Origin of the sequence: Halomonas sp. SH5A2, from assembly GCF_014263395.1 — a bacterium.
Taxonomy (GTDB): Bacteria; Pseudomonadota; Gammaproteobacteria; order Pseudomonadales; family Halomonadaceae; genus Vreelandella.
In genome coordinates, this window is record NZ_CP058321.1 from 3,302,364 (window position 1) to 3,323,521 (window position 21,158).

Sequence of the window (21,158 nt, forward strand, 5' to 3'; positions counted from 1 at the left end):
GTTAATTGCCTCTGCGGAGAGCTTATGGACTTCCCCGATACTCAAATTCCGGATACGGCGGCCTTTCTTGACGACCCGCAACGCCAACCGTTGGAAATCGACCCTGAACAGCACCGGGGTCCCGCGTTGTTTCGCTGGCTGACGCTGGCCATGGAGCACGTGATTGCGGCACTGCTGTTAGCGCTAATCGTCTCGGTATCGGTCAATGTGGTGGGTCGCGCCGTGTTCAACAACTCCGTGCCCTGGGCCGACGAGCTGGCCCGCATGCTGTTCATCTGGCTGATTTTTATCGGCGCTGCGGCGGCCTTTTCGCGCTTTGAACATATCGCCGTGGATATTCTCGTTCGTCGGCTAAAGCCGCGCGCCGCTCATATGCTGTATCTGCTCCAGCACGTCATTATCACTGCCTTGATGGGTATCATCGTATGGGGTGGTTTTCTAGTGATGTCACGCGCTACCGGCCGCACGGCGATCCTCAATGTACCCTGGAACCTCGTCAACGTGTCACTGGTGCTATGCGCCACCTTCATTGCCGCCGTGGCGATTTGGCGCGCCTGGCAAAGCATTCAGCAGATCCGCTCGCCTGATGTTGCGATCTCATCCGATGGAGACCGTTAGACCATGCTATGGATTTTTCTCGGCATCCTTTTTGCCTCGTTAGCGTTAGGCCTGCCGATTGCGTTTGGCCTGGGCATCGCCGCCGTGGTCATGGCGGTACTCTCTGATATACCGCTCTCGATCCTGATCGAGCAGTCAATTCGCGGCGTGAACAGCTTTCCCCTACTGGCGATTCCTTTCTTTATCATGGTCGGTGAAGTCATGAGCAACGGCGGCATTGCCCGTCGTCTCATGGAGCTGGCCGGCGCCCTGGTAGGCTTCATGCGCGGCGGTCTGGGTCAGGTGGCAATTACCGGTTCGATGTTCTTCGGTGGCATTAGCGGCTCAGCCGTCGCCGATACCGCCGCCACCGGGGCAATGATGATCCCCTCCATGACCAAGCAGGGGTACACAGCACCGCAGGCCACCGCCATCAACACCGTCTCGTCGGTGATCGGCATTATCATTCCACCGTCTATTCCACTGATTCTGTTTGGCATCGTTACCGAGACATCGATCAGCCGACTGTTCATCGCTGGCATTGTGCCGGGGATACTGATCGGTTTTGGGCTCATGGCGACCACCTTCATCATGGCCACCATCGGCCGTGCCGGGCAGACCCGTAAATTCCGGTTGGATATTTTATGGCAAGCCTTCAAAGCGGCATGGCTGGCGTTGGTACTGCCAGTGCTCGTCATCGGCGGCATCATCGGCGGTATCTTCACCGCTACCGAGGCGGCCGTTGCCGCGCTGCTTTACTCTCTATTCATATCGCTGGTGGTCTACCGCGAATTCAAGATTACAGCGCTCTGGGGCATGCTGATCCGCACTGCACGCTTGACCGGTATGGTCTTGCTATTGCTGGCCTTCGCCACCGTTATTGCATGGTTCTTAACCATCAATATGGTGCCGCAGACGCTGGTCACCCAGGTGCAGGCGATTACCCAGGACCCCTTCCTGCTGTTATTGATCGTTGCCGGCTTGCTGCTGCTAGTGGGGTTCGTCATGGATTTGACCCCCGCAATGGTCATCATGGCGCCGATGCTCACCCCCATTGTCGAGTCGGTTGGCATCGACCCGGTGTACTTCGGCGTACTGATGGCATTTGTCCTCGGCATCGGCCTTTTGACACCCCCGGTGGGCACCTGCCTATACGTCGGTTGCGGCGTCGGCAAGGTCTCCATGGAGCAGCTCGTCAGGGCCATGCTGCCTTACTACGCCGCCCTGCTGGTGGTGCTGGTCCTCCTGATCGCTTTCCCCGGCATTGTGACCTGGTTGCCTGACCTCACCGCCGTTAGCGGTAACTGATAACTGAGACTCTATATGGATAAGGCATGCAAACGATGATCAATCCACACGAACTACTGCCGACTGACCTGGATAAAGCCTTGTTAGTCGGCCGCGTATGGCAGGAGGGCCCACGCCCTGGGCCCGTACTGGTCGCGGTGCGCGATAGCCAGGTAATCGATATTACCGAGCTGGGGCCGACGATGGCCGACCTGTTGGAACGTGACGATGTACTGGACGTCGTGCGTAAAGCGGAAGGGCCGAGCCTGGGCAGCCTTGAGACGCTGCTCAAAAACTCACAGCTTTCCCCGCAGCAAGCGCCTTACCTGCTTGCCCCCTGCGACGTGCAGGCCGTCAAGGCGTGCGGCGTGACCTTTGCGGTCAGCCTGCTGGAGCGGGTGATCGAGGAGCAGGCAGGCGGCGATTCGGCCAGGGCGGCCGAGTTGCGCAGCGACTTACAGGCGCTCATAGGCAAAGATCTATCCAAGATCAAGCCAGGTTCCGAGGAGGCGATGTCGCTTAAAAAAGCGCTCCAGGCGCGTGGCGGCTGGTCGCAATACATGGAAGTCGGCATCGGGCCCGATGCCGAGGTGTTTACCAAAGCGCAACCGCTCTCCTCGGTAGGCTTTGGCACGACGGTGGGCCTGCACCCGGCCTCGCAGTGGAATAACCCCGAGCCGGAAATTGTCCTGGCAGTCGATAGTCGCGGCCAGGTGCGCGGTGCCACTCTGGGTAACGACGTCAACCTGCGCGACGTAGAGGGACGCAGTGCCCTGCTGCTCGGCAAGGCGAAAGATAACAACGCCTCTTGCTCACTGGGTCCGTTTATTCGCCTGTTTGACGACCACTTCGATATCGACAGCGTGCGCAACTGCCAGGTATCGCTGCGTATCGAGGGCGAGGACGACGACTTCCTGCTCCAGGGCGAAAGCGATATGCGCGAGATCAGCCGCGACCCGCTGGACCTGGTGAGCCAGACCATCGGCGAGCATCACCAGTACCCCGATGGTTTCATGCTGTTTCTGGGCACCATGTTCTCACCGATTCAGGACCGCGACGGTGAAGGCCAGGGCTTTACCCATCACCTTGGTGACCGCGTCACCATCGCCACCCCGGCCTTGGGCGCTCTGGTCAACCCGGTGGGCAGAAGCGATCAGTTGCCGCCCTGGACCTACGGGATTCGCGAACTGATGCGCCATCTGGCCTAACAGCCACCATCATCAAAGAGTCGACTGGTATTAGCCAGTGGACTCCTTCGGAACGCTGAAGATGGCAATGACGAACGACAACTTTCTTGACGAACTTAGCGCTCTTCTGGGCGAGAGCGGTGTATTACGTCACCCAAAGGACATAGCGCGCTATGTCAGCGACTGGGCGGGCGATACGCTCGGCACGCCGCTTGCCGTAGCCCGCCCGGCGAATACCGAGCAAGTCGCCGACGTGGTAAAGCGTTGCTATACCCAAGGCGTCGCGATGACGCCCCAGGGCGGCCACAGCGGCTTGGTGGCCGGGGCGCTACCCGCCGCAAACGGCCAGGAACTGGTCATCAGCCTGGAGCGTTTGAACAGCGTGCGTGCCATTGACCCGGTCAACTTCACCATCACCGTAGACGCAGGCTGCATCCTCGAAAACGTCAAGCTAGCCGCCGCCGAGCATGACTGCGACTTCCCGCTCTCACTGGGCGCACAAGGCAGCTGTCAGATTGGCGGCAATATCGCCACCAATGCGGGCGGGCTTAACGTGCTGCGCTACGGCATGATGCGCGAGCTGGTGCTGGGGCTTGAAGTAGTGCTCCCCGACGGGCGCATCTGGGAAGGCCTTGACGCACTACACAAGGACAACCGCGGTTACGACCTTCAACAGCTGTTCCTGGGCAGCGAGGGCACTCTGGGTATCGTCACTGGTGCGGTGCTCAAGCTTTCACCGCGCCCTACCCAGAACCGTACCGCACTGCTTGGCTTACCTTCCGTCCAGGCGGTGATCGACTTGTATGGCTTGGCGCGGCGCGACTGCTGCGATCTGCTGACCGCCTTCGAGCTGATCCCTCGTCGCTGCATTGAATTGGCGATCGAAGCAACGCCTGAGCTACGCGACCCGCTGGAAAGCGCTTACCCCTGGTACGTGTTGATGGAAGTGGCGGCCACAGGACCGGTAGATTTAGGGTCAATGCTTGAACAGCTGCTTGAAACGGGTATGGAGCGAGAGTGGGTGCTTGACGGCGCGCTGGCATCAAGCGACACCCAGTCAGCCCAATTGTGGCAGATCCGCGAGAGCATGCTGGAAGGCCAGCGACAACGCGGCGAACACCTGCGCACCGACATCTCCGTGCCTATCTCGGCAATTCCCGACTTCGTTACCCAGGCGAGCGAGGTCGTCATGGCCGCCTCACCCGAATGCGAGATCATTGCCTACGGGCATGTCGGCGACGGCAATCTGCACTTCAATATCCTGCCGCCTAAAGCGATGGCGGAGAGCGATAAAAAAGCCCACCTTCACGACCTGGAGGGGCGACTGTTTGAAGTGCTCGACGACTTCCACGGCAGCATCAGCGCCGAACACGGCATTGGCCGAACCAAGCAAGCGCCCTATTTGACGCGCTTATCGCCACTTGAGCGGGAGTTGATCGACGGCGTTAAAACGCTATTCGACCCCAAGGGGTTGATGAACCCAGGGCGAATCTTGCCTGCCGGGGAGTAGCCCCGGATAGACAAATACTAGCTTTTGAATCGCTCCGCTAATCCGCGCAGGGCGTCTGCGTAAAGCAGCGTATCGATGCCGACCCCAACAAAGGTGCAGCCCGCCGCGAGATAGCCGCGGGCGGCCTGCTCATCCACCGTCACGATACCCGCGGCCTTGCCTGCGGCGCGTATCTTGGCGATGGCATCGTTAATCGCCGCTGTCACATCCGGATGGCTGGCGTTGCCAGGGTGGCCCATCGAGGCCGACAAATCCGCCGGGCCAATAAACACGCCGTCCACACCATCGACTGCCGCAATCGCCTCCAGATTGGCAAGCGCCTGGGGGCTTTCCACCTGTAACATTAGGCAGATTTCGTCGTCGGCACGGAAAAGGTAATCGTCTACCTGCCCCCAGCGCGAGGCCCGCGCCAGCACATGGCCCACGCCTCGAATACCCCGGGGCGGGTAGCGCGTGGCGGCCACCAGCTCAGCGGCCTGTTCAGGCGTTTCCACCATGGGTATCAACAGGTTCTGAACGCCGATATCAAGATAGCGCTTGATCAACACGGCGTCGCCGGCTGGTGGACGCACGACGGGATGGCTGTCATAGGCCGCCAGCGCCTGCAATTGAGCCAGCAGGCTCGACAGCTCATTGGGCGTATGCTCGGCGTCGAGCAGCAGCCAGTCAAAGCCCGCCGTCGCGGCAATCTCTGCCGCATAGGCACTCGCCAACCCCACCCAGATCCCCGTTTGGGGCTGGCCTGCCTGCAGCTGTCGTTTAAAGGCATTGGACGGCATTTTCATATGGGCTCCTTGGGATGGTCGCACTTGGATTAAACCAGCGCATTTCACCCAGCTAAGCGCTCATTTGCCTTCGATGCAAGAAGTCAACGCCTGGTCTAGCCCGCCGCGGGCCCCACCACATGCTTCACTTCGAGATAAGCACTTAGCCCCCAAGGCCCGAGTTCGCGGCCGATACCACTACACTTGAAGCCGCCCCAGCCAGTTTCGGGGAGCACCAACTGCTCGCTGTTGTACCAGATGCTGCCGGCCTTGAGCTGTCGGCCAATGCGTTTGGCGCGCTCGGGGTCGCCGCTGATGACGGTGGCCGCCAGGCCGTAGTCGCTGTCGTTGGCGAGTTGGATGGCTTCAGATTCGCTTGCCACGCTGCGGGCACAGAGCACCGGGCCAAAAATTTCTTCTTTCCACAAACGGCTTTCCACCGGTACATCGCGGTAGAGCGTTGGGGCCAGGAAGTAGCCCCTCGCTGGCAATGTACGGTGCCGTCCGTCGCGTACTACCTTCAGGCCTTCCTGTTCAGCCAGGTCCAGATAGCCCTGAACCGCGTCGCGCTGCTTGGCGCTGGTCATCGGGCCAAGGTCGGTGCCTTCTGCCAGCGGGTCGCCTAGCGTAAGTGCATCCATACGCTCAGCGAGTTCGGTGTAGAGCGCTTCAGCTACATCTTCGTGGACTAGCAAGCGCGAGGTAGCCGAGCAGATTTGCCCCGCATTGAAGTAGATACCGGCCATGACCCAGTCGGCGGCCTGGGCGGGGTCGGCGTCTTCCATCACCAGAACGGGGGATTTGCCGCCCAGCTCCAGCGATACGTTGGCGGAGCGGGAGGCTGCGGCCTTCATCACCGCCTCGCCCACCTGATTACTGCCCGTAAAGGAAATTTTATCCACACCGGGATGGCGGGTCAGCGGCGCGCCGATGCCTTCGCCATCACCATTGAGAAGATTCAGAACGCCCGCAGGTAAACCGATCTCCAGGGCAATCTCTGCCTGTACCCGCTCGGGGAGCGGCGTCATTTCCGAGGGTTTGAGTACCGCGGTGCAGCCTGCCGCCAGTGCTGGCGCCAGTTTCCAGGCGCTGGTCACCAGCGGAAAATTCCACGGCGCAATCAGCCCTACCACGCCAACCGGGTCGTGGTAACAGCGGGCTTCAACACCCTCCATTTCCACGCTGACCAACTCGCCCTGGCGGTCATCCAGCGCCTTGGCCTGCCCTGCGTAGTAGCGGTAGCAGGCGATCGCATCGTCAAGATCAATGCCCGCTTCCGCGAGGGGCTTACCGTTGTTGGTTGCCGAGAGCGTGAGGATCGAATCCCGGCGGGCTTCCAGTCCGTCGGCGAACTTTTCCAGGTACGCTGCCCGTGCGGCACCGCCAAGCGCCTGCCAGCCGGGCTGGGCCTGCTGGGCGGCGTTGACGGCGGCATCGACATCCGCCGCGTCTCCCGCTGTCACCTGGGCAATGCGCTCCTCGCGGAAAGGGTTCATCACGTCGAGTAGGCGAGCACCTTTGGAGGCGACCCATTGGTTGTTGATGAACTGGTGATCGAGAATCTGGCGATCTAACAGCGATGCGTGGTCTGTCTGCGAACGAGTAGACACTTTCGTGGCTCCTTAAAGGTCGTGTTGGCGAAGCCAGTCATCGATAAGCTGCTTGAGATGTTGGCCGCTAAAACTGGGGAAATGCCCGCCGTGCACCGTGCGTACTGGCAGCTCTCTCAGCCGTCGCATACTGGCGGCATAGTCGGTGAGATCGCTATGCCAGAGGTCTTCAATCAACGGGCCGTCGTAAATCAGATCGCCCGAAATCAGTGTCTGGGTCGCCGCTTCCCACAGGGCGATACCGCCGGGGGAATGGCCCGGCGTATGGATGACTTGCCACTGGCGATTGCCTAAATCCAGCACCTCGCCATCCTCTAATGGGCTCACCATTTGCGGCGCGGCAATCTGGTAACGTTCATGGGAATACGGCTCGGGCGGTAGCGCTTCGAACATGTCGTCGCTGAGAAACTGCGCTGCCAGGGTTCGCGCGTTGTCCGGGGAAGTCAGAATGTCTGCCTCCGCCCGATGCACATGGCAACAGTCGAATTCGTGGGCTGCGCCAATATGGTCAAAGTGGGTATGGCTGGCCACCGCCAACAGATCACGCTCGCTAAGCAGCGCGACGTGCTGGCGTAATGGGATGGTCCCCAGGCCAAAATCCACCACCATGCCGCGCTCGCTGCCCTGAACATGCCAGATATTGCAGCGATAAAACGGCTTGATCCACGGTTCGTCGATCAGCGTAATACCGTCCGCCTTGGCGGCGGTACGGTACCACTGGTGCTCGTCAATACGCGTCAAGTTCATGCTGTCGCTCGCTTGGTAATCGCCACTTTGCTGACAACGTAATAGAGCCCGCCAGTGATCACAAACACAGGTAGCGAGGCACCAAAGTCCAACGGCGCCACCCAGTTCCAGTAGTAGGCCAAAAGCGCCCCTACCGCATAGCTGCCCAATGCCAGCCAGTTAAACGCAGGCAGGCTTTCTGCCTGTTGAATCAACTGGGCCGAGGTGTAGCGCTCGCGACCCAGCAGAAAGTAGTCGACGATCATCAGCGAAAAGGCAGGAATAAAAACGCTGCCAATAATCAGCAGGAAGTTCTGGAACTGATCGAGAATACCGGGAATCAGTGCACCAATCACGGACACGATGCCAATGATCAGCGCAGGCTTCCAGAACGGCACCTTGGGGCGCACGCTCATAAAGGAAAGCGTCGCGCTATAGACGCACATGACGTTCGTCGTCAGCACCGAAAAGAAAATCACCAGCGCCGCTGGTAGGCCAAACCCGAAACCGCTCAGCAGCGCCGTGGGATCGTAGGTCTGCTCCATACCTTCCGCGATAGATAGCGCCGAGACCGTGGCGCCCAGCCCCATGGCAATCAGGGTGGCCGTCACATAGCCGCCCCAGGTACCGACGACCGCTGCCTTCAGTGAACGACAATGCCGATTGTAGTCTGCCGCCAGCGGAATCCAGGAAAAGGCGGTGGCCACGACGATATCGAAGATCACGCCACCGCCCAGCACGCCTTCCGGCTCCAGTTGGGTGATGCTTGGCAAATCGTAATGACGATTGAGCGCAAACAGCACCACCGCCGATAGCCCCACCATTAACAGCGCCGCGATTTTCTCGACCTTTTCGATCCCTAAATGCCCACGCAGCGCGATAAGCACGACCAGCGATTCACACAGCACCGTAAATAGCGCCACGTTGGAGTAGCCGGTCAGGCTTTCAACCGCGTAGTCGAGGCTCATCCCCGCCAAGAGCGCCTGGATCCAGCTCCACGCAATCAACGCCAGCAGGTTCACCCAGGCAGGAAAGTTGGCGCCTTTTCTGCCGAAGGTACCGCGCGCCAGCACCATGGTGGTCATACCGGTGCGCTGACCCATTACCCCGATCAACACCAGCGGGATAATACCGATCGCCGAGCCTACCGCGATCAGCAGCATGGCATGTTGAAAGGTTAAGTCCGGCACCAAAAACATGCCGGTTAAAATCGTGGTAACAACAACGTTAGCACCCAGCCAGAGCGCGAAAGTGCCAGGCAGTCCGAGACTGTGTTCCACATCATCTGCCGACAGCGTGTCTTGGCCTATTACATGATTATTTTTCATTTTTGTCTCCTGTTTGAATCAGGTTTGTTTGCCATGCTGCGGCGTCTATTTCGATCAAGAGCGGCCCTTCGGGGTCTCGATTGGCCAGCGCCTGGGCAAATTCAGAGGGGCTTTCCACTCGCAAAGCTGAACAGCCGAACCCTTCGGCCAAAGTGAGAAAGTCGGGCGCTTGGATATCCACGCCCAGACGGGCCACGCCGTTGGCATCCATATAACGGCGAATCTCCTCAAAACCAGCGTTGTGCCACAGCACGATCACCACCGGCAGGCGCTCTTCGACCGCTGTGGCGATCTCGGCGAGGGTAAACATCACCCCGCCATCACCGACGAGCGCCACCACCGGCAGATCTGCCCGCGCCAGTTGGGCACCTAGCGCCGCGGGCAGCCCATAGCCCAAGGTGCCGTAGCCCGTGGAGGCATTGAAGTAGCGCCGTGGCGCTGGCTGACTGACCAGATGGTTCCCGGCATACACCGGCGCGGTGGAGTCACCCACCAGAATCGCCTCGGGCAAGTGCTCAGCCAGGGTTTTATACAGCGGCACGAAATCGCTAAAGGCAGGGTCGTTTTGCAGATCCAGCGCGCTCAAGGCGGCGGCGGTTCGTTCAGTGCCGTGGCGCTTTACTGGCTCGGGGAAGTGAGCAAGCAGAAGCTCAAGGCTGCGCCCGGCGTCCCCCACCAGCCCCAGGGTGACGCGCTGGTTACGCACCAGCTGTTCTGGGTCGAGATCGATCCGAATCAGCGTGCCATTGAGATGAAAACCACCGTCAAACACCACGTCGTAGTCGGTCTCACCCAGCTCGGTCCCCACCGCCAGGATCACATCGGCGCTGGCGGCCAGCTCGCGCACCGCGGGTAGCGCCGCGTTAGCCCCCAAATCCAGTGGGTGGTCACGACCTAGCAGCCCTTTGGCGTTGATCGTGATCACCGTGGGGGCATCCAGCTTTTCTACCAGTGCTCGCGCAGCCTCTGGCGCTGCCACGCAGCCGCCACCCAGCAGCACCAGGGGTTGCTTCGCCGCCTGTAGCAGGCGGGCAGCTTCGGCAACCCCTTCAGGATCAGGCGCGGCTCGGTAAAGTGTGGGCGCTTGCCACGAAACCGGCGCTTTTACCGGCGCGTTAAACAGGTCGATGGGGATTTCGATATGCACCGGGCCTGGCCGCGCCCCGTTAAACACAGCAAAGGCACGAGCCAGCACCTCGGGCAGTGTGTTGGCATCCAGCAGCGTATGGCTAAACCGCGCCACACCACTGATCATCTGCTGCTGGCTGGGCAGTTCGTGCAGCCGCCCCTGGCCCAAACCCAGCGTATCGCGGCGGTTCACGCTGGAGATCACCAGCATGGGGATGGAGTCCGCCAGGGCTTGGCCCATAGCAGTGGCGATATTGGTCATCCCCGGCCCGGTGATAATCAGGCATACCCCAGGCTTGCCGCTGGCGCGGGCGTAGCCGTCGGCCATAAACCCCGCACCCTGCTCATGGCGCGGGGTGACGTGCTGCACATCGCTGCCTGCAAGCCCGCGATAAAGCTCGACCGTGTGCACGCCGGGAATGCCGAACAGCGCGCGCACGCCGTAAGTATCGCGCAACAGACGGATCAGCAGCTCGGCGCAGGTCATGGTTGCTGGATCGGTTGATTGGTTGCTCGTTGCATCAGCATTCATCGCAGGCCCCTTAGAAGAAAAACGTGTGGGCCATAAAGGCGATGATCGGCAGCGTAATTGCGGTACGCAGCAGGAAGATCGCTGCCAATTCCCAGAGCTTGATCGGGATCTTCGACTTGAGTAGCAGCGCGCCGATTTCCGACATGTAGATCAGCTGGGTGAGCGACAGGCAAGCAATCACAAAGCGGGTGAGCTCGCTTTCAATATTGGTCGCCAGTACCGCGGGCAGGAACATATCGGCAAAGCCCACCAGGGTAGCGGGCGCCGCCGCTTCTGCCTCGGGAATCCGCAGCAGCTCCAGTACCGGCACCATGGGGTAGGAAAGCCACGTAAACAGCGGGGTAAATTCGGCGAGAATCAGCGCGACCGTGCCAATCGCAAACACCAGCGGCAGCAGTGCGAGGAAAATATCCATGACGTTAAGCAACGCCAACTTTGCCAGTTCCCTTGGCCCCGGCGCACCGGCGGCACGGCGGGTGGCTTGCAGCAAACTATAACGCAATAGGCCAATTTTAGCGGTGCGCTCCTCGCGTAGCTGACATCCTACCGGCTCGTAGTAGTCATTGGCTTTGCGCGACAGCGGCGGCAAACGCGGCACAATGATCGCAGCGATTAAACCTGATACCACCACCGTGAAATAAAACTGCACAAACAAGTGGTTGATATCCACAAAGCTGGTCACGAGTAGTGCAAAGGCAATCGATACCACCGAAAAGTTGGAGGCAATCACTGAGGCTTCACGGCCGTTATAGTAGCCCTGCTCATACTGCTGTGTGGTAATCAATACGCCGACGGTACCCGACCCCATCCACGACGCGGTGGCATCGATGGCGCTGCGGCCCGGCAGGTTGAAAATCACCCGGAACGGCTTGCGCACCAGGCTACCAATAAACTCCATAAAGCCGAATTCGACCAGGAATGGCAGCAGCAGCGCGGCAAAGAAGAAGAAGGTCAGCAGTACTGGCGCCAGATCATTCAACATTACCCCACCGGTAAACGATGCGGTGACGAATTCAGGGCCCACCTGGAAAAACGTCATCAAGGCAAACAGCGCGCCCAGAATGCGCATACCCAACCAGACCGGCCCGACGTGAAACATCTCGCGGAGCACGCCCGATGTCGCCCAGGAGGGATTCGCCAGTTTGGCGTAAAGCGTGGCCACGACCGAGAAGCACAAAACCACCGTGGCGATCGCAGGCAAGGCCGTTCCCAACAGGGTTTGCAGCCCATCGGCCATCAGGCCCATGCCGATGTTAATGGTGTCGCCTACCTGAAAGGGCACCAGGAACAACAGCACCCCGATCAAGGAGGGAATTAAAAACTTAATGAGATGACGCCGTTGGATCGGTTCATCGGCGCTTGGCTCGTCTAACTGCACATGCGAGGACATGGGTTCACCTGTATTGAAGGTTTATTGGAGGTGAGTTGGCGATTTCTGAAGCGGCGGCCAGCACCGCTTCTTATCTTGTATCGTTATCGACTGCGCCTTGTTAGACCGGCACTTTGTAATGCGACTAGCGGATTAGCGATTAGCTGCCGCGTTTCACGCCCGGCAGCACGCAGAGCATTTCGTACAGCAGCGTGGCGCCGATCAAGGCGGTATTACCGCTGGTGTCATAGGGGGGAGAGACTTCCACAAGGTCGCCACCGACAATGTTCAAGCCTGCCGCGCCCCGAATGACCTCCAGCCCCTGCGAAGACGTCAGACCGCCCATTTCTACCGTGCCGGTACCGGGGGCGACCGACGGGTCCAGAGCGTCGATATCAAAGCTGATGTACACCGGGATATCGCCCATCTGCTCGCGCACTTCTTTCATTAACGGTTCGAGCGAGCGGTACCAGCAATCCTCCGCCGGGACGACACGAAAGCCTTGATCGCGACACCAGTCGAAATCTTCCGCCGCGTATCCCGTCCCCCGCAGGCCAATCTGCACGACCTTGTTGGCGGCCAGTAGCCCCTCTTCCTGGGCCCGCCTGAACGGCGTGCCATGGGCAATCGGCTCACCAAACATGTGATCATTAATGTCAGCGTGGGCGTCGACGTGAATCAGCCCCACCGGGCCATGCTTTTTGGCAATGGAACGCAGTACCGGCAGTGTCAACGTATGTTCGCCGCCGAGCGTTAGCGGAATGCAGTTATGCTTGAGCACCTCGTCGTAAAACGCGGTAATGATGTCGACGCTTTTCGGCAGGTGGAAGGTATTGATGGGTACGTCGCCGATGTCCGCCACCTGCAGGCTTTCAAAGGGTGCAGCGCGGGTCGCCATGTTATAGGGGCGCAGCATGCGCGACTCGTCACGGATCTGGCGCGGCCCCAGGCGTGTGCCTGGGCGGTTTGACGTACCGATATCCATGGGAATGCCTATAAAGGCAGCGTCCAACCCCTGAGCCGTCTCCTGCGTAGGCAGGCGCATCATGCTGACGGGACCGGCAAAGCGCGGCATGCTGTTGCCGCCCAGCGGCTGATTAAAGTCCGACATACTCATCTCCAGCTTGTTATTGATTGAGCCATTCACGTCAGCGAAGGCGGCGCCTAAACGCTGACGATCCTGCCTGACTATCCATAAATGCTGCAGATACTGTGCCAACTTCTACCTCACCCATAATTCCGCCACTTAGCGCGGTTAAACCGCTCAGATAATGCAAAAATGCATTGAATACGCGACCCATTGACTCAATAATGCATCATCGATTCAAAAACGAATCAAAGGAGCCACCGGTGAGCGACATCGATAGCTGCGTACTGCAAACCATCGTCGAGACTGCCAACGACCATTTCTTCATCGTTGGCGGCGACGGCCGCGTGCTGGATATTAGCCCAGGCGCCGAAGCGGTTTACGGTTTATCACGGGAGGAACTGCTTGCCAGCAGCGTTCAACAACTTCAGGCCGCGGGGGTGCTTAAACCATCGATTACGCTTGAAGTGATGCGGACGCGCCGACCCGCACAGCTTATGCAGATCACCGGAACAGGCCGACGCGTCATCGCCGAAGCCTATCCCGTCTTTGTGGAGGGCAGGCTTGAGCGCATCATTAGTCGCTCGCGGGACTTAACCGACCTCCAGCTGCTACAAGATGAGTACGCCCTGCTGCAAAAACGCTTCAGCGAACACTTGAAGCGCAGCCATGCCGCCCCCGATGCCGAAGAACAGGCGCTGGATGACGCCCTGGATAACCTTCAGGTCAGAAGCCATGTCATGCGCGAAATCGCCCTGCTGCTCAAGCGCGTGGCGCCCTCCGATGCCAACGTGCTGATGCTGGGCGAGTCTGGTGTGGGTAAAACCGCCTTCGCTAAACAATTGCACCGCTGGAGCCAGCGCTGTGACGGCCCCTTTATCGACGTCAACTGTTCAGCCATCCCCGAGAACCTCTTCGAGTCAGAGATGTTCGGCTACCAGCCCGGCGCCTTTAGTGGCGCGGCCAGGCAGGGCAAAGCCGGGCTGCTGGAGCAGGCCGAAGGGGGCACGCTATTTCTGGATGAGATCGGCGAGCTACCGCTTTTGATGCAGACCAAACTGCTCAAGGTGATCCAGGATGGCAGCCTGACCCGTTTAGGTGATACACGGCCACGCCGAGTCGATTTCCGCCTGGTGGTCGCCACCAACCAGGACCTGGCCAAGCGGGTCGAGGCCGGGCACTTCCGGCTGGATCTTTACTATCGTCTTAACGTGATCCCCATCACCCTGCCGCCACTTCGCGACCGTCGCGAGGATATCCCCGACCTCGTCGAAGCCTGCCTTAACCGGCTGAACCAGCGCTACGGGCGGCAAAAAATCCTGGGCAATCAGGTATGGTCGACGCTGATGGGCAGCGAGTGGCCGGGCAACGTCCGCGAGTTGGAAAACTGGCTGGAAAGAGCCTGGCTTTCGAGCCCCACCGATCAAATCGAAACGCCCGCTTTTCACCCTCACGCTGAACACCCCGCCACGAATGTGGCAAACGCACCAACCTCCCCCAAGACGTCACCCATTGAGCCCCACGAAACCCTCAAACAGTATCTGGCAAGGTTAGAGCAACAAACCTTCGAAGAATTAAGCACCACGCTACCCAGCACTTACGCCATCGCCGAGCGGCTGGGCATCAGCCAATCAAGCGTCGTGCGCCGGCTGCAGCGCTATGGCATTAGTGTCACCAAGTAAATATTTCGCTTGACACAGGATTGCTATATAAGTGTCATGCAAGTGCAACACCTTCAACACAAGCTGGACCAATAACAACCAACAGCCGGTGATGAGTGTTATGGAGCAATCGCGTATCCGCCTGGAACGCGTTACCAAACGTTGGGACGCGACGCCCGCCGTCGATCGTATTTCCTTCGACGTCACCCCTGGCCAATTCGTCATATTGCTGGGGCCGTCGGGCTGCGGCAAATCAACCACATTGCGCATGATCGCCGGCCTGGAAGAAGCCAGCGATGGGCGTATTCATATCGGTGACCGCGACGTCACGCGTCTGCCGCCGGGAGATCGCGGGCTGAGCATGGTGTTTCAGTCCTATGCGCTTTTTCCACACTTGAGCGTGGCCGATAACATCGTGTTTGGCCTGCGCAGCCGCAAGGTGCCCAAGGCCGAGCAGCGCGAACGGCTGGCCAAGGTCGCCGAACTGGTCGACCTGACCGACTATCTACACCGCAAACCTGCTCAACTTTCCGGCGGCCAGCGCCAGCGTGTGGCGCTAGCCCGTTCGGTTATCTCCGAACATCCGATCTGCCTGATGGACGAGCCGCTCTCCAATCTGGATGCGCGGCTGCGCAGCGACATGCGCCGGGAAATCAAGGCTCTGCAAAGCCGCCTGAACATGACGGTGATCTATGTCACCCACGACCAGGTCGAGGCGATGAGCATGGGCGACCGTGTGATTCTGATGCAGCACGGCAAGATCGTGCAGGATGGCACCCCCGACGAGCTGTACAACCGCCCGGCCAGCGCCTTTGCTGCCAGCTTTATCGGCAGCCCTGCCATGAACCTGCTGCCACTGGTACCAGGCGACCATGGCGCCGTGATTGACAGCGAACCCGGCACACCAGTGGCTCCGCTAGAAGCTGCCAACGGGCAACTGGGCGTTCGTCCGGAGGATATCGAATTGCGCCCCGCGTCAGCCGCCGGCGTACCGGCCAAGGTGCTGAGCGACGAATATCTGGGTGCCGACACCATCGCCCACTTATCAGTCGGCCAACATACCCTGCGAATCCGACTACGCGGCCGCCACGCGATTACCGGCCAGCACTGCCGGATCGGCTGGCCCGCGTCAGCCGCTCACCTTTTCGCCGACGATGGCCTGCGTCGTGACGACCTGAACGCTTACTCACTGATGCCCGCTGCTCCGCCGGAAAGCGAGTTACCCATCGGTTCATCGCAAGACGAAACGCGCCACTCCCAGCTCCAATCCCAACGTTGAGGTGTTCCCCATGCGTGCCCGTATCCCCTTTGCTCTTTTTGCTCTTTCTGCACTCACCGCTGGCCTGCTAAGCGCCGGTCAGGCCGCTGCCAACGACCCTGTCGAACTGACCATGTACTACCCGGTCGCCGTCGGCGGTGCGTTAACCGATGTGGTCGACGACCTGGTTGACGAGTTTGAAAGCGAGCATCCCGATATAGACGTAGAAGCGATCTACGCTGGCAACTACGACGACACTCGAGTACGCGCCATGTCGGCGATGGAAGCCGGTGACACGCCGCAGCTATCGGTCATGTTCTCCATCGACCTCTACGAGCTGCTGGAGCAAGACGCCATTGTGGCCTTCGACGATCTGGTTGAAAGCGACGAAGAACGCGAATGGCTCGACAGCTTCTACCCCGGCTTGATGGAAAACGGCCAGCTGGATGGCAAGACCTATGGCATCCCCTTCCAGCGCTCCACCATCGTACTGTTCTGGAACAAGGACGCCTTTGAAGCCGCCGGGCTCGACCCCGAAACGCCCCCCGAAAACTGGGAGCAGATGGCCGAGATGGCCGCCACCGTGCGTGAAGCCTCCGACGGTGAGCAGTGGGGCGTGATGGTGCCCTCTACCGGCTACCCCTATTGGATGTTCCAGGCTTTCGCCTTCCAGAACGGCCATCGGCTGATGAGCGAAGACGGTACCGAGGTCTATTTCGATGACCCCGCGGCCATTGAAGCACTTGAATACTGGGTATCGCTGGCCACAGAGCACGATGCCATGCCTGACGACACCATCGAATGGGGCACGCTGCGCCAGAACTTTATCGAAGAGTCCACTGCCATGATGTGGCACACCACGGGCAATCTGAGCGCCGTGCGTAGCGAAGCGGACTTTGACTTTGGTGTGGCCATGCTGCCGATGAAAGCCCAGCGCGGCAGCCCCACCGGTGGCGGCAACTTCTACATTTTCAAAGATGCGCCGGAAAAAGAGCAGCGCGCTGCGATGACGTTTATTCGCTGGATGACCGCCCCGGAACGCGCCGCTGCCTGGTCGATCGAGACGGGCTATATGGGCGTCAGCCCCGCCGCTTACGAAACCGAGGCGCTGCGTGACTACATCGCCGATTTCGCGCCCGCAGCGGTCGCCCGGGATCAGTTGGAGCACAGCACGGCGGAACTTTCCACCTACCAGGGTGGCCGCGTGCGCCGCGCCCTGGACAATGCCGTTCAGGCTGCGTTAACCGGCCAGATGACAGCTGAAGAAGCCCTCTCTCAGGCACAACAAGAGGCCGAGGGCGTCCTGCGCCGCTACGCCCGCTAAGGCGTTTCATAATAAAACAGTACGCTTTCATGTCCGCCGGGGTGCGCCCCGGCTTTTTCCGACTTGCGGTGTTCAGCCATGACCTTAACCGCCCACGGTAAAATGCAGCTGTACGGCGCGCTGCTGTTACTGCCCGCCGCCGTGCTTCTGGCCGCCTTTGCGTACCTGCCCACCATCATGACCGTCATCAACAGCCTTTTTTTACCCGGCTTTCGCGGTGAGCCCGCCGAATTTGTCGGGGTCGAGAACTATCAGGTGCTGTTCGATGACCCAACGTTTTGGCAGGTGGCGCGCAACAACCTGCTCTACGCACTGGGCACCATCCCCACCTCCATCGCCCTGGCGCTGGGTATGGCGCTGTTTGTCAACGGCAAGCTGCCGGGGCGCGGCTTTGTGCGTATGGCCTACTTTACCCCGACCATTCTGCCCATGATCGCCGCCGCCAATATCTGGATGTTCTTCTACGCCCCCCAGATCGGCCTGTTCAATAGTCTGCTGGAAACATTGGGATTTTCCGGCGTTAACTGGCTGGGCGACCCAAGCGTTGCACTCGGCTCGGTGATTATCATGTCGGTGTGGAAGGAAGCCGGGTTTTTCATGATTTTCTACCTGGCCGCGCTACAGAGTATTCCACCGGAACTCAAAGAGGCCTCCGACCTTGAAGGTACCGGCCGCTGGAGCTTCTTCTGGCGCGTCACCTTTCCGCTGTTGATGCCCACCACATTATTCGTGCTGATCAACTCGCTGATCAACGCGGTACGTGTGGTGGATCACCTGTTTATCCTGACCAAGGGTGGGCCCAACAACGCCACCAACCTGCTGCTCTATTATGTTTACGAAAATGCTTTCTCGTTCTTTGACCGCACCACGGCGGCGACCATTACGGTAGTGATTCTGCTGGTCCTCGCCGTGGTGGCAACGCTGAAGTTCACGATCCTTGACCGCAGGACGCACTACCAATGAACACCACAACGACCACTGCGCCCCGCTCCCGTTACGTCTCAGTACCATCGCTTGAAACGGTGGCCGCATGGCTGCTGGCGGTTATCTGGATCTTTCCGCTGCTGTATGCGTTTTGGGCGGCGTTTCACCCCAGCGAGTTCATGGTGAACCTTGAGATATTCGCCCCGCTAACGCTGGAAAACTTCACCGACGCCTGGTCGCAGGCGCCCTTTGCCCGCTACTACCTGAACACCTTTGCGCTGGTGACCGGCGTGGTATTCGCCCAGTTTGTGGTCTGTACCCTGGCGGCGTTCGCCTTCGCCCGTTTTCCGGTGCCCGGCAAAAACGTGCTGTTCATGCTGGTGCTGATTCAGCTGTTTGTGTTCCCCGAGGTGCTGATCGTCGAGAACTACCGCATCGCCAGCGAACTTGGGCTAATCAACACCATCACCGGTATCGGGCTGCCCTACGTGGCCAGCGCCTTTGGTATTTTTCTGCTCCGCCAGACCTTTAAAACCATTCCTCGCGAGCTTGAAGACGCTGCGCGCATCGAAGGCTGCAACTGGCTGGAAATTCTCTGGAAGGTTTACGTCCCCCTGGCCAAACCCACCTACCTGGCTTACGGGCTGGTGTCGATCAGCCACCACTGGAACAACTTCCTCTGGCCACTCGTGGTCACCAACTCGGTGGAAAGCCGCCCGCTAACGGTGGGCTTGGGCGTTTTCTCTGCGCCAGAAACCGGCGTCAACTGGGCCACTGTCAGCGCCGCGACGCTGCTCAGCATCGCCCCGCTGTTGATCGCCTTTTTGCTCTTCCAGCGCCAGTTCGTGCAGTCGTTTTTACGCGCGGGGATTCGCTAGGCTGACGCCTCTCAAGTGTTTCGTGCGACAATTCTTTCTTAAGTACGAAACAAGGAGAGATTGGTGCACGGCAACCCCCATCCGGCAGCCCTCAAGGTATTGCAGGAGGTTTTTGGCTACGACAGCTTTCGCGGCCCACAGCAGGCCATCATCGAGCATGTGATGGCCGGTGGCGATGCGCTGGTGCTGATGCCCACCGGCGGCGGCAAGTCGCTGTGCTATCAGATCCCTGCGCTGCTGCGCGAAGGCACCGCTATTGTCATCTCGCCGCTGATCGCGCTGATGCAGGACCAGGTCGCAGCACTTCAGCAGAACGGGGTCAGAGCGGCCTACCTCAACTCCAGCCTTGATTATCATAAAGCAGTCGAGGTGGAAAAACGCCTGCGGGCGGGCGAGTTGGATCTTTTGTATGTCGCGCCCGAGCGGCTGGCCACGGCGCGGATGCAGATGCTGCTGGAACAGGCTCCAATTGCGCTGTTCGCCATCGATGAAGCCCACTGTGTTTCCCAGTGGGGCCATGATTTTCGACCCGAGTATCGCCAGCTCTCCCACCTGCACCAGCGCTTTCCCCAGGTGCCGCGCATCGCCCTGACCGCCACCGCCGATGTGCCCACCCGTGGCGATATCATGGAGCACCTTCAACTCCAGGAGGCAGCGCTATATAACAGCGGCTTTGATCGACCCAATATCCGCTACCATATCGCTGAAAATCAGGGCAACGCCAAAGAACAGCTGCTGCGCTTTATCCGCGACAACCACGACGGCGAGGCAGGCATCGTCTACTGTCTCTCCCGGCGCAAGGTGGAGGAGACCGCCGCCTGGCTTGAGCGCCAGGGGCTGACCGCACTGCCTTACCACGCAGGGCTTCCTGCCGAGCAACGCCAGCACCACCAGACCCGTTTTCTGAGTGAAGACGGCGTGGTCGTAGTGGCCACCATTGCCTTCGGCATGGGTATCGACAAGCCCGACGTGCGCTTTGTGGCGCATCTCAACCTGCCCAAGAGCATCGAAGCCTATTACCAGGAAACCGGCCGCGCCGGGCGCGACGGCCTGCCCGCCGATGCCTGGATGGCCTACGGGCTTCAGGATGTGATCACGCTGCGCCAGATGCAGCAGGACTCCAGCGCCGCCGACCAGCAAAAGCGCATTGAGCAGCAGAAACTCGACGCCATGCTGGGGCTGTGCGAAATCATCAGTTGCCGCCGCCAGGCACTGCTCCACTACTTTGGCGATCATCTGGACGCGCCCTGCGGCAATTGCGACAACTGCCTGACCCCACCCGAGACCTGGGAGGCCACCGTGGCGGCGCAAAAGGCGCTTTCCTGTGTCTACCGCACCGAGCAGCGCTTCGGGGTGACCTATCTGGTGGACGTACTACTAGGTAAAAATAACGAGCGGATCACCCGCTTTGGCCATGACCGCCTCAGCACCTTCGGCATTGGTAAAGAGCTCGCGGCCAGAGAGTGGAAAGCGCTCTTTCGCCAGTTGATTGCCAGCGGCTATTTAAGCGTGGATATGGAGGGCCACGGCGGCATCAAGCTCACGGCCAACGCCAAGCCGTTGCTGCGCGGCGAGCAGAAGCTCACCCTGCGCAAACCAAGCAAGGTCAAGACCACTCGGCGGGGCAGCAAGGCTGCCTCGGCCACGCTGGGACACGATGCGCTATCGGAAGCCCTGCGCCAGCACCGGCGCGAGCTGGCCGCAGCGCAGGGCGTACCTGCCTATGTGATCTTCCACGACGCCACCCTGGCTGAACTGGTCGAACAAAAACCCCAGAACCTAGCGGCATTGGGCGCGATCTCCGGCATCGGCGCGCGCAAACTTGCGGATTACGGCGAGGGGTTCTTAGCCGTCATCCAAACGCATCAGGAAACTGAGCAAAACAGCTGAGCCAGTGCGTCAGCGGGCAATAGCGTTATTATGGCCGCCGCCAAACCGGGATTTACTGGGCCATCGTTAGTACCGCGATAGTCAGCACATCCGCCATA

Annotated in this window: 17 protein-coding genes; 10 read left to right on the forward strand and 7 right to left on the reverse strand. The window is 59.8% G+C overall.

Going from position 1 to position 21,158, the window contains the following annotated elements; genetic code table 11:
- Positions 1-24 precede the first annotated feature (24 nt).
- The 4 genes from HXW73_RS15295 (at position 25) to HXW73_RS15310 (ending at position 4,581) form a co-directional block, all read left to right on the forward strand.
- Positions 25-618: a TRAP transporter small permease gene (locus HXW73_RS15295; RefSeq protein WP_186253892.1), complete on the forward strand. Its 594-nt coding sequence runs from the start codon at positions 25-27 to the stop codon at positions 616-618.
- 3 nt (positions 619-621) lie between these two features.
- A complete protein-coding gene (locus tag HXW73_RS15300; protein WP_186253893.1) occupies positions 622-1,905 on the forward strand; it encodes a TRAP transporter large permease in 1,284 nt (427 codons plus the stop codon).
- Positions 1,906-1,931: 26 nt separating this feature from the next.
- The gene (locus HXW73_RS15305) at positions 1,932-3,092 is read left to right on the forward strand and encodes a fumarylacetoacetate hydrolase family protein (RefSeq protein ID WP_186253894.1); all 1,161 of its coding nucleotides are present in this window, start codon (positions 1,932-1,934) and stop codon (positions 3,090-3,092) included.
- Between the two features lie 67 nt (positions 3,093-3,159).
- Positions 3,160-4,581 carry an FAD-binding oxidoreductase gene (locus HXW73_RS15310; RefSeq protein ID WP_186256052.1) on the forward strand — a complete coding sequence of 474 codons (1,422 nt, stop codon included), beginning with the start codon at positions 3,160-3,162 and terminating at the stop codon, positions 4,579-4,581.
- Between the two features lie 17 nt (positions 4,582-4,598).
- On the opposite strand, the gene hpaI is transcribed toward HXW73_RS15310, so the two are convergent.
- From hpaI to speB, 7 genes are all read right to left on the reverse strand, one after another.
- Positions 4,599-5,366 (reverse strand): 4-hydroxy-2-oxoheptanedioate aldolase, encoded by a 768-nt coding sequence (gene hpaI, locus HXW73_RS15315; RefSeq protein WP_186253895.1) that lies wholly within the window; start codon positions 5,364-5,366, stop codon positions 4,599-4,601.
- 95 nt (positions 5,367-5,461) lie between these two features.
- The gene (locus HXW73_RS15320) at positions 5,462-6,955 is read right to left on the reverse strand and encodes an aldehyde dehydrogenase family protein (protein ID WP_186253896.1); all 1,494 of its coding nucleotides are present in this window, start codon (positions 6,953-6,955) and stop codon (positions 5,462-5,464) included.
- Positions 6,956-6,967: 12 nt separating this feature from the next.
- The gene (locus tag HXW73_RS15325; RefSeq protein WP_186253897.1) at positions 6,968-7,702 is read right to left on the reverse strand and encodes an MBL fold metallo-hydrolase; all 735 of its coding nucleotides are present in this window, start codon (positions 7,700-7,702) and stop codon (positions 6,968-6,970) included.
- The gene (locus HXW73_RS15330; protein WP_186253898.1) at positions 7,699-9,009 is read right to left on the reverse strand and encodes a purine-cytosine permease family protein; all 1,311 of its coding nucleotides are present in this window, start codon (positions 9,007-9,009) and stop codon (positions 7,699-7,701) included. Before HXW73_RS15330 ends, HXW73_RS15325 begins: the two co-directional genes overlap by 4 nt.
- Positions 8,999-10,669 (reverse strand): 5-guanidino-2-oxopentanoate decarboxylase, encoded by a 1,671-nt coding sequence (locus HXW73_RS15335; protein WP_186253899.1) that lies wholly within the window; start codon positions 10,667-10,669, stop codon positions 8,999-9,001. The genes HXW73_RS15330 and HXW73_RS15335 overlap by 11 nt, the downstream gene beginning before the upstream one ends.
- 10 nt (positions 10,670-10,679) lie before the next feature.
- Entirely contained in the window at positions 10,680-12,059 is a 1,380-nt protein-coding gene (locus HXW73_RS15340) for a YjiH family protein (RefSeq protein ID WP_186253900.1), read from the reverse strand.
- A 139-nt stretch (positions 12,060-12,198) separates the two neighbouring features.
- Positions 12,199-13,149, reverse strand: a complete 951-nt coding sequence (speB, locus tag HXW73_RS15345) for an agmatinase (protein WP_186253901.1) — start codon at positions 13,147-13,149, stop codon at positions 12,199-12,201.
- Positions 13,150-13,388: 239 nt separating this feature from the next.
- Here speB and HXW73_RS15350 point away from each other — a divergent pair, with 239 nt between their 5' ends.
- The 6 genes from HXW73_RS15350 to recQ all read left to right on the forward strand — a co-directional run bounded on the left by HXW73_RS15350 (position 13,389) and on the right by recQ (position 21,060).
- Positions 13,389-14,807 carry a sigma-54 interaction domain-containing protein gene (locus tag HXW73_RS15350; protein ID WP_186253902.1) on the forward strand — a complete coding sequence of 473 codons (1,419 nt, stop codon included), beginning with the start codon at positions 13,389-13,391 and terminating at the stop codon, positions 14,805-14,807.
- A gap of 100 nt (positions 14,808-14,907) precedes the next feature.
- Positions 14,908-16,065, forward strand: a complete 1,158-nt coding sequence (locus tag HXW73_RS15355) for an ABC transporter ATP-binding protein (protein ID WP_186253903.1) — start codon at positions 14,908-14,910, stop codon at positions 16,063-16,065.
- Positions 16,066-16,075: 10 nt separating this feature from the next.
- On the forward strand, positions 16,076-17,368 hold the full coding sequence (locus HXW73_RS15360; protein WP_186253904.1) for an ABC transporter substrate-binding protein: 1,293 nt from the start codon (positions 16,076-16,078) through the stop codon (positions 17,366-17,368).
- Between the two features lie 78 nt (positions 17,369-17,446).
- On the forward strand, positions 17,447-18,331 hold the full coding sequence (locus tag HXW73_RS15365) for a carbohydrate ABC transporter permease (protein WP_186253905.1): 885 nt from the start codon (positions 17,447-17,449) through the stop codon (positions 18,329-18,331).
- Positions 18,328-19,170 carry a carbohydrate ABC transporter permease gene (locus HXW73_RS15370; RefSeq protein WP_186253906.1) on the forward strand — a complete coding sequence of 281 codons (843 nt, stop codon included), beginning with the start codon at positions 18,328-18,330 and terminating at the stop codon, positions 19,168-19,170. Before HXW73_RS15365 ends, HXW73_RS15370 begins: the two co-directional genes overlap by 4 nt.
- A 63-nt stretch (positions 19,171-19,233) precedes the next feature.
- On the forward strand, positions 19,234-21,060 hold the full coding sequence (recQ, locus tag HXW73_RS15375) for a DNA helicase RecQ (protein ID WP_186253907.1): 1,827 nt from the start codon (positions 19,234-19,236) through the stop codon (positions 21,058-21,060).
- The last annotated feature ends 98 nt before the right edge of the window (positions 21,061-21,158 follow it).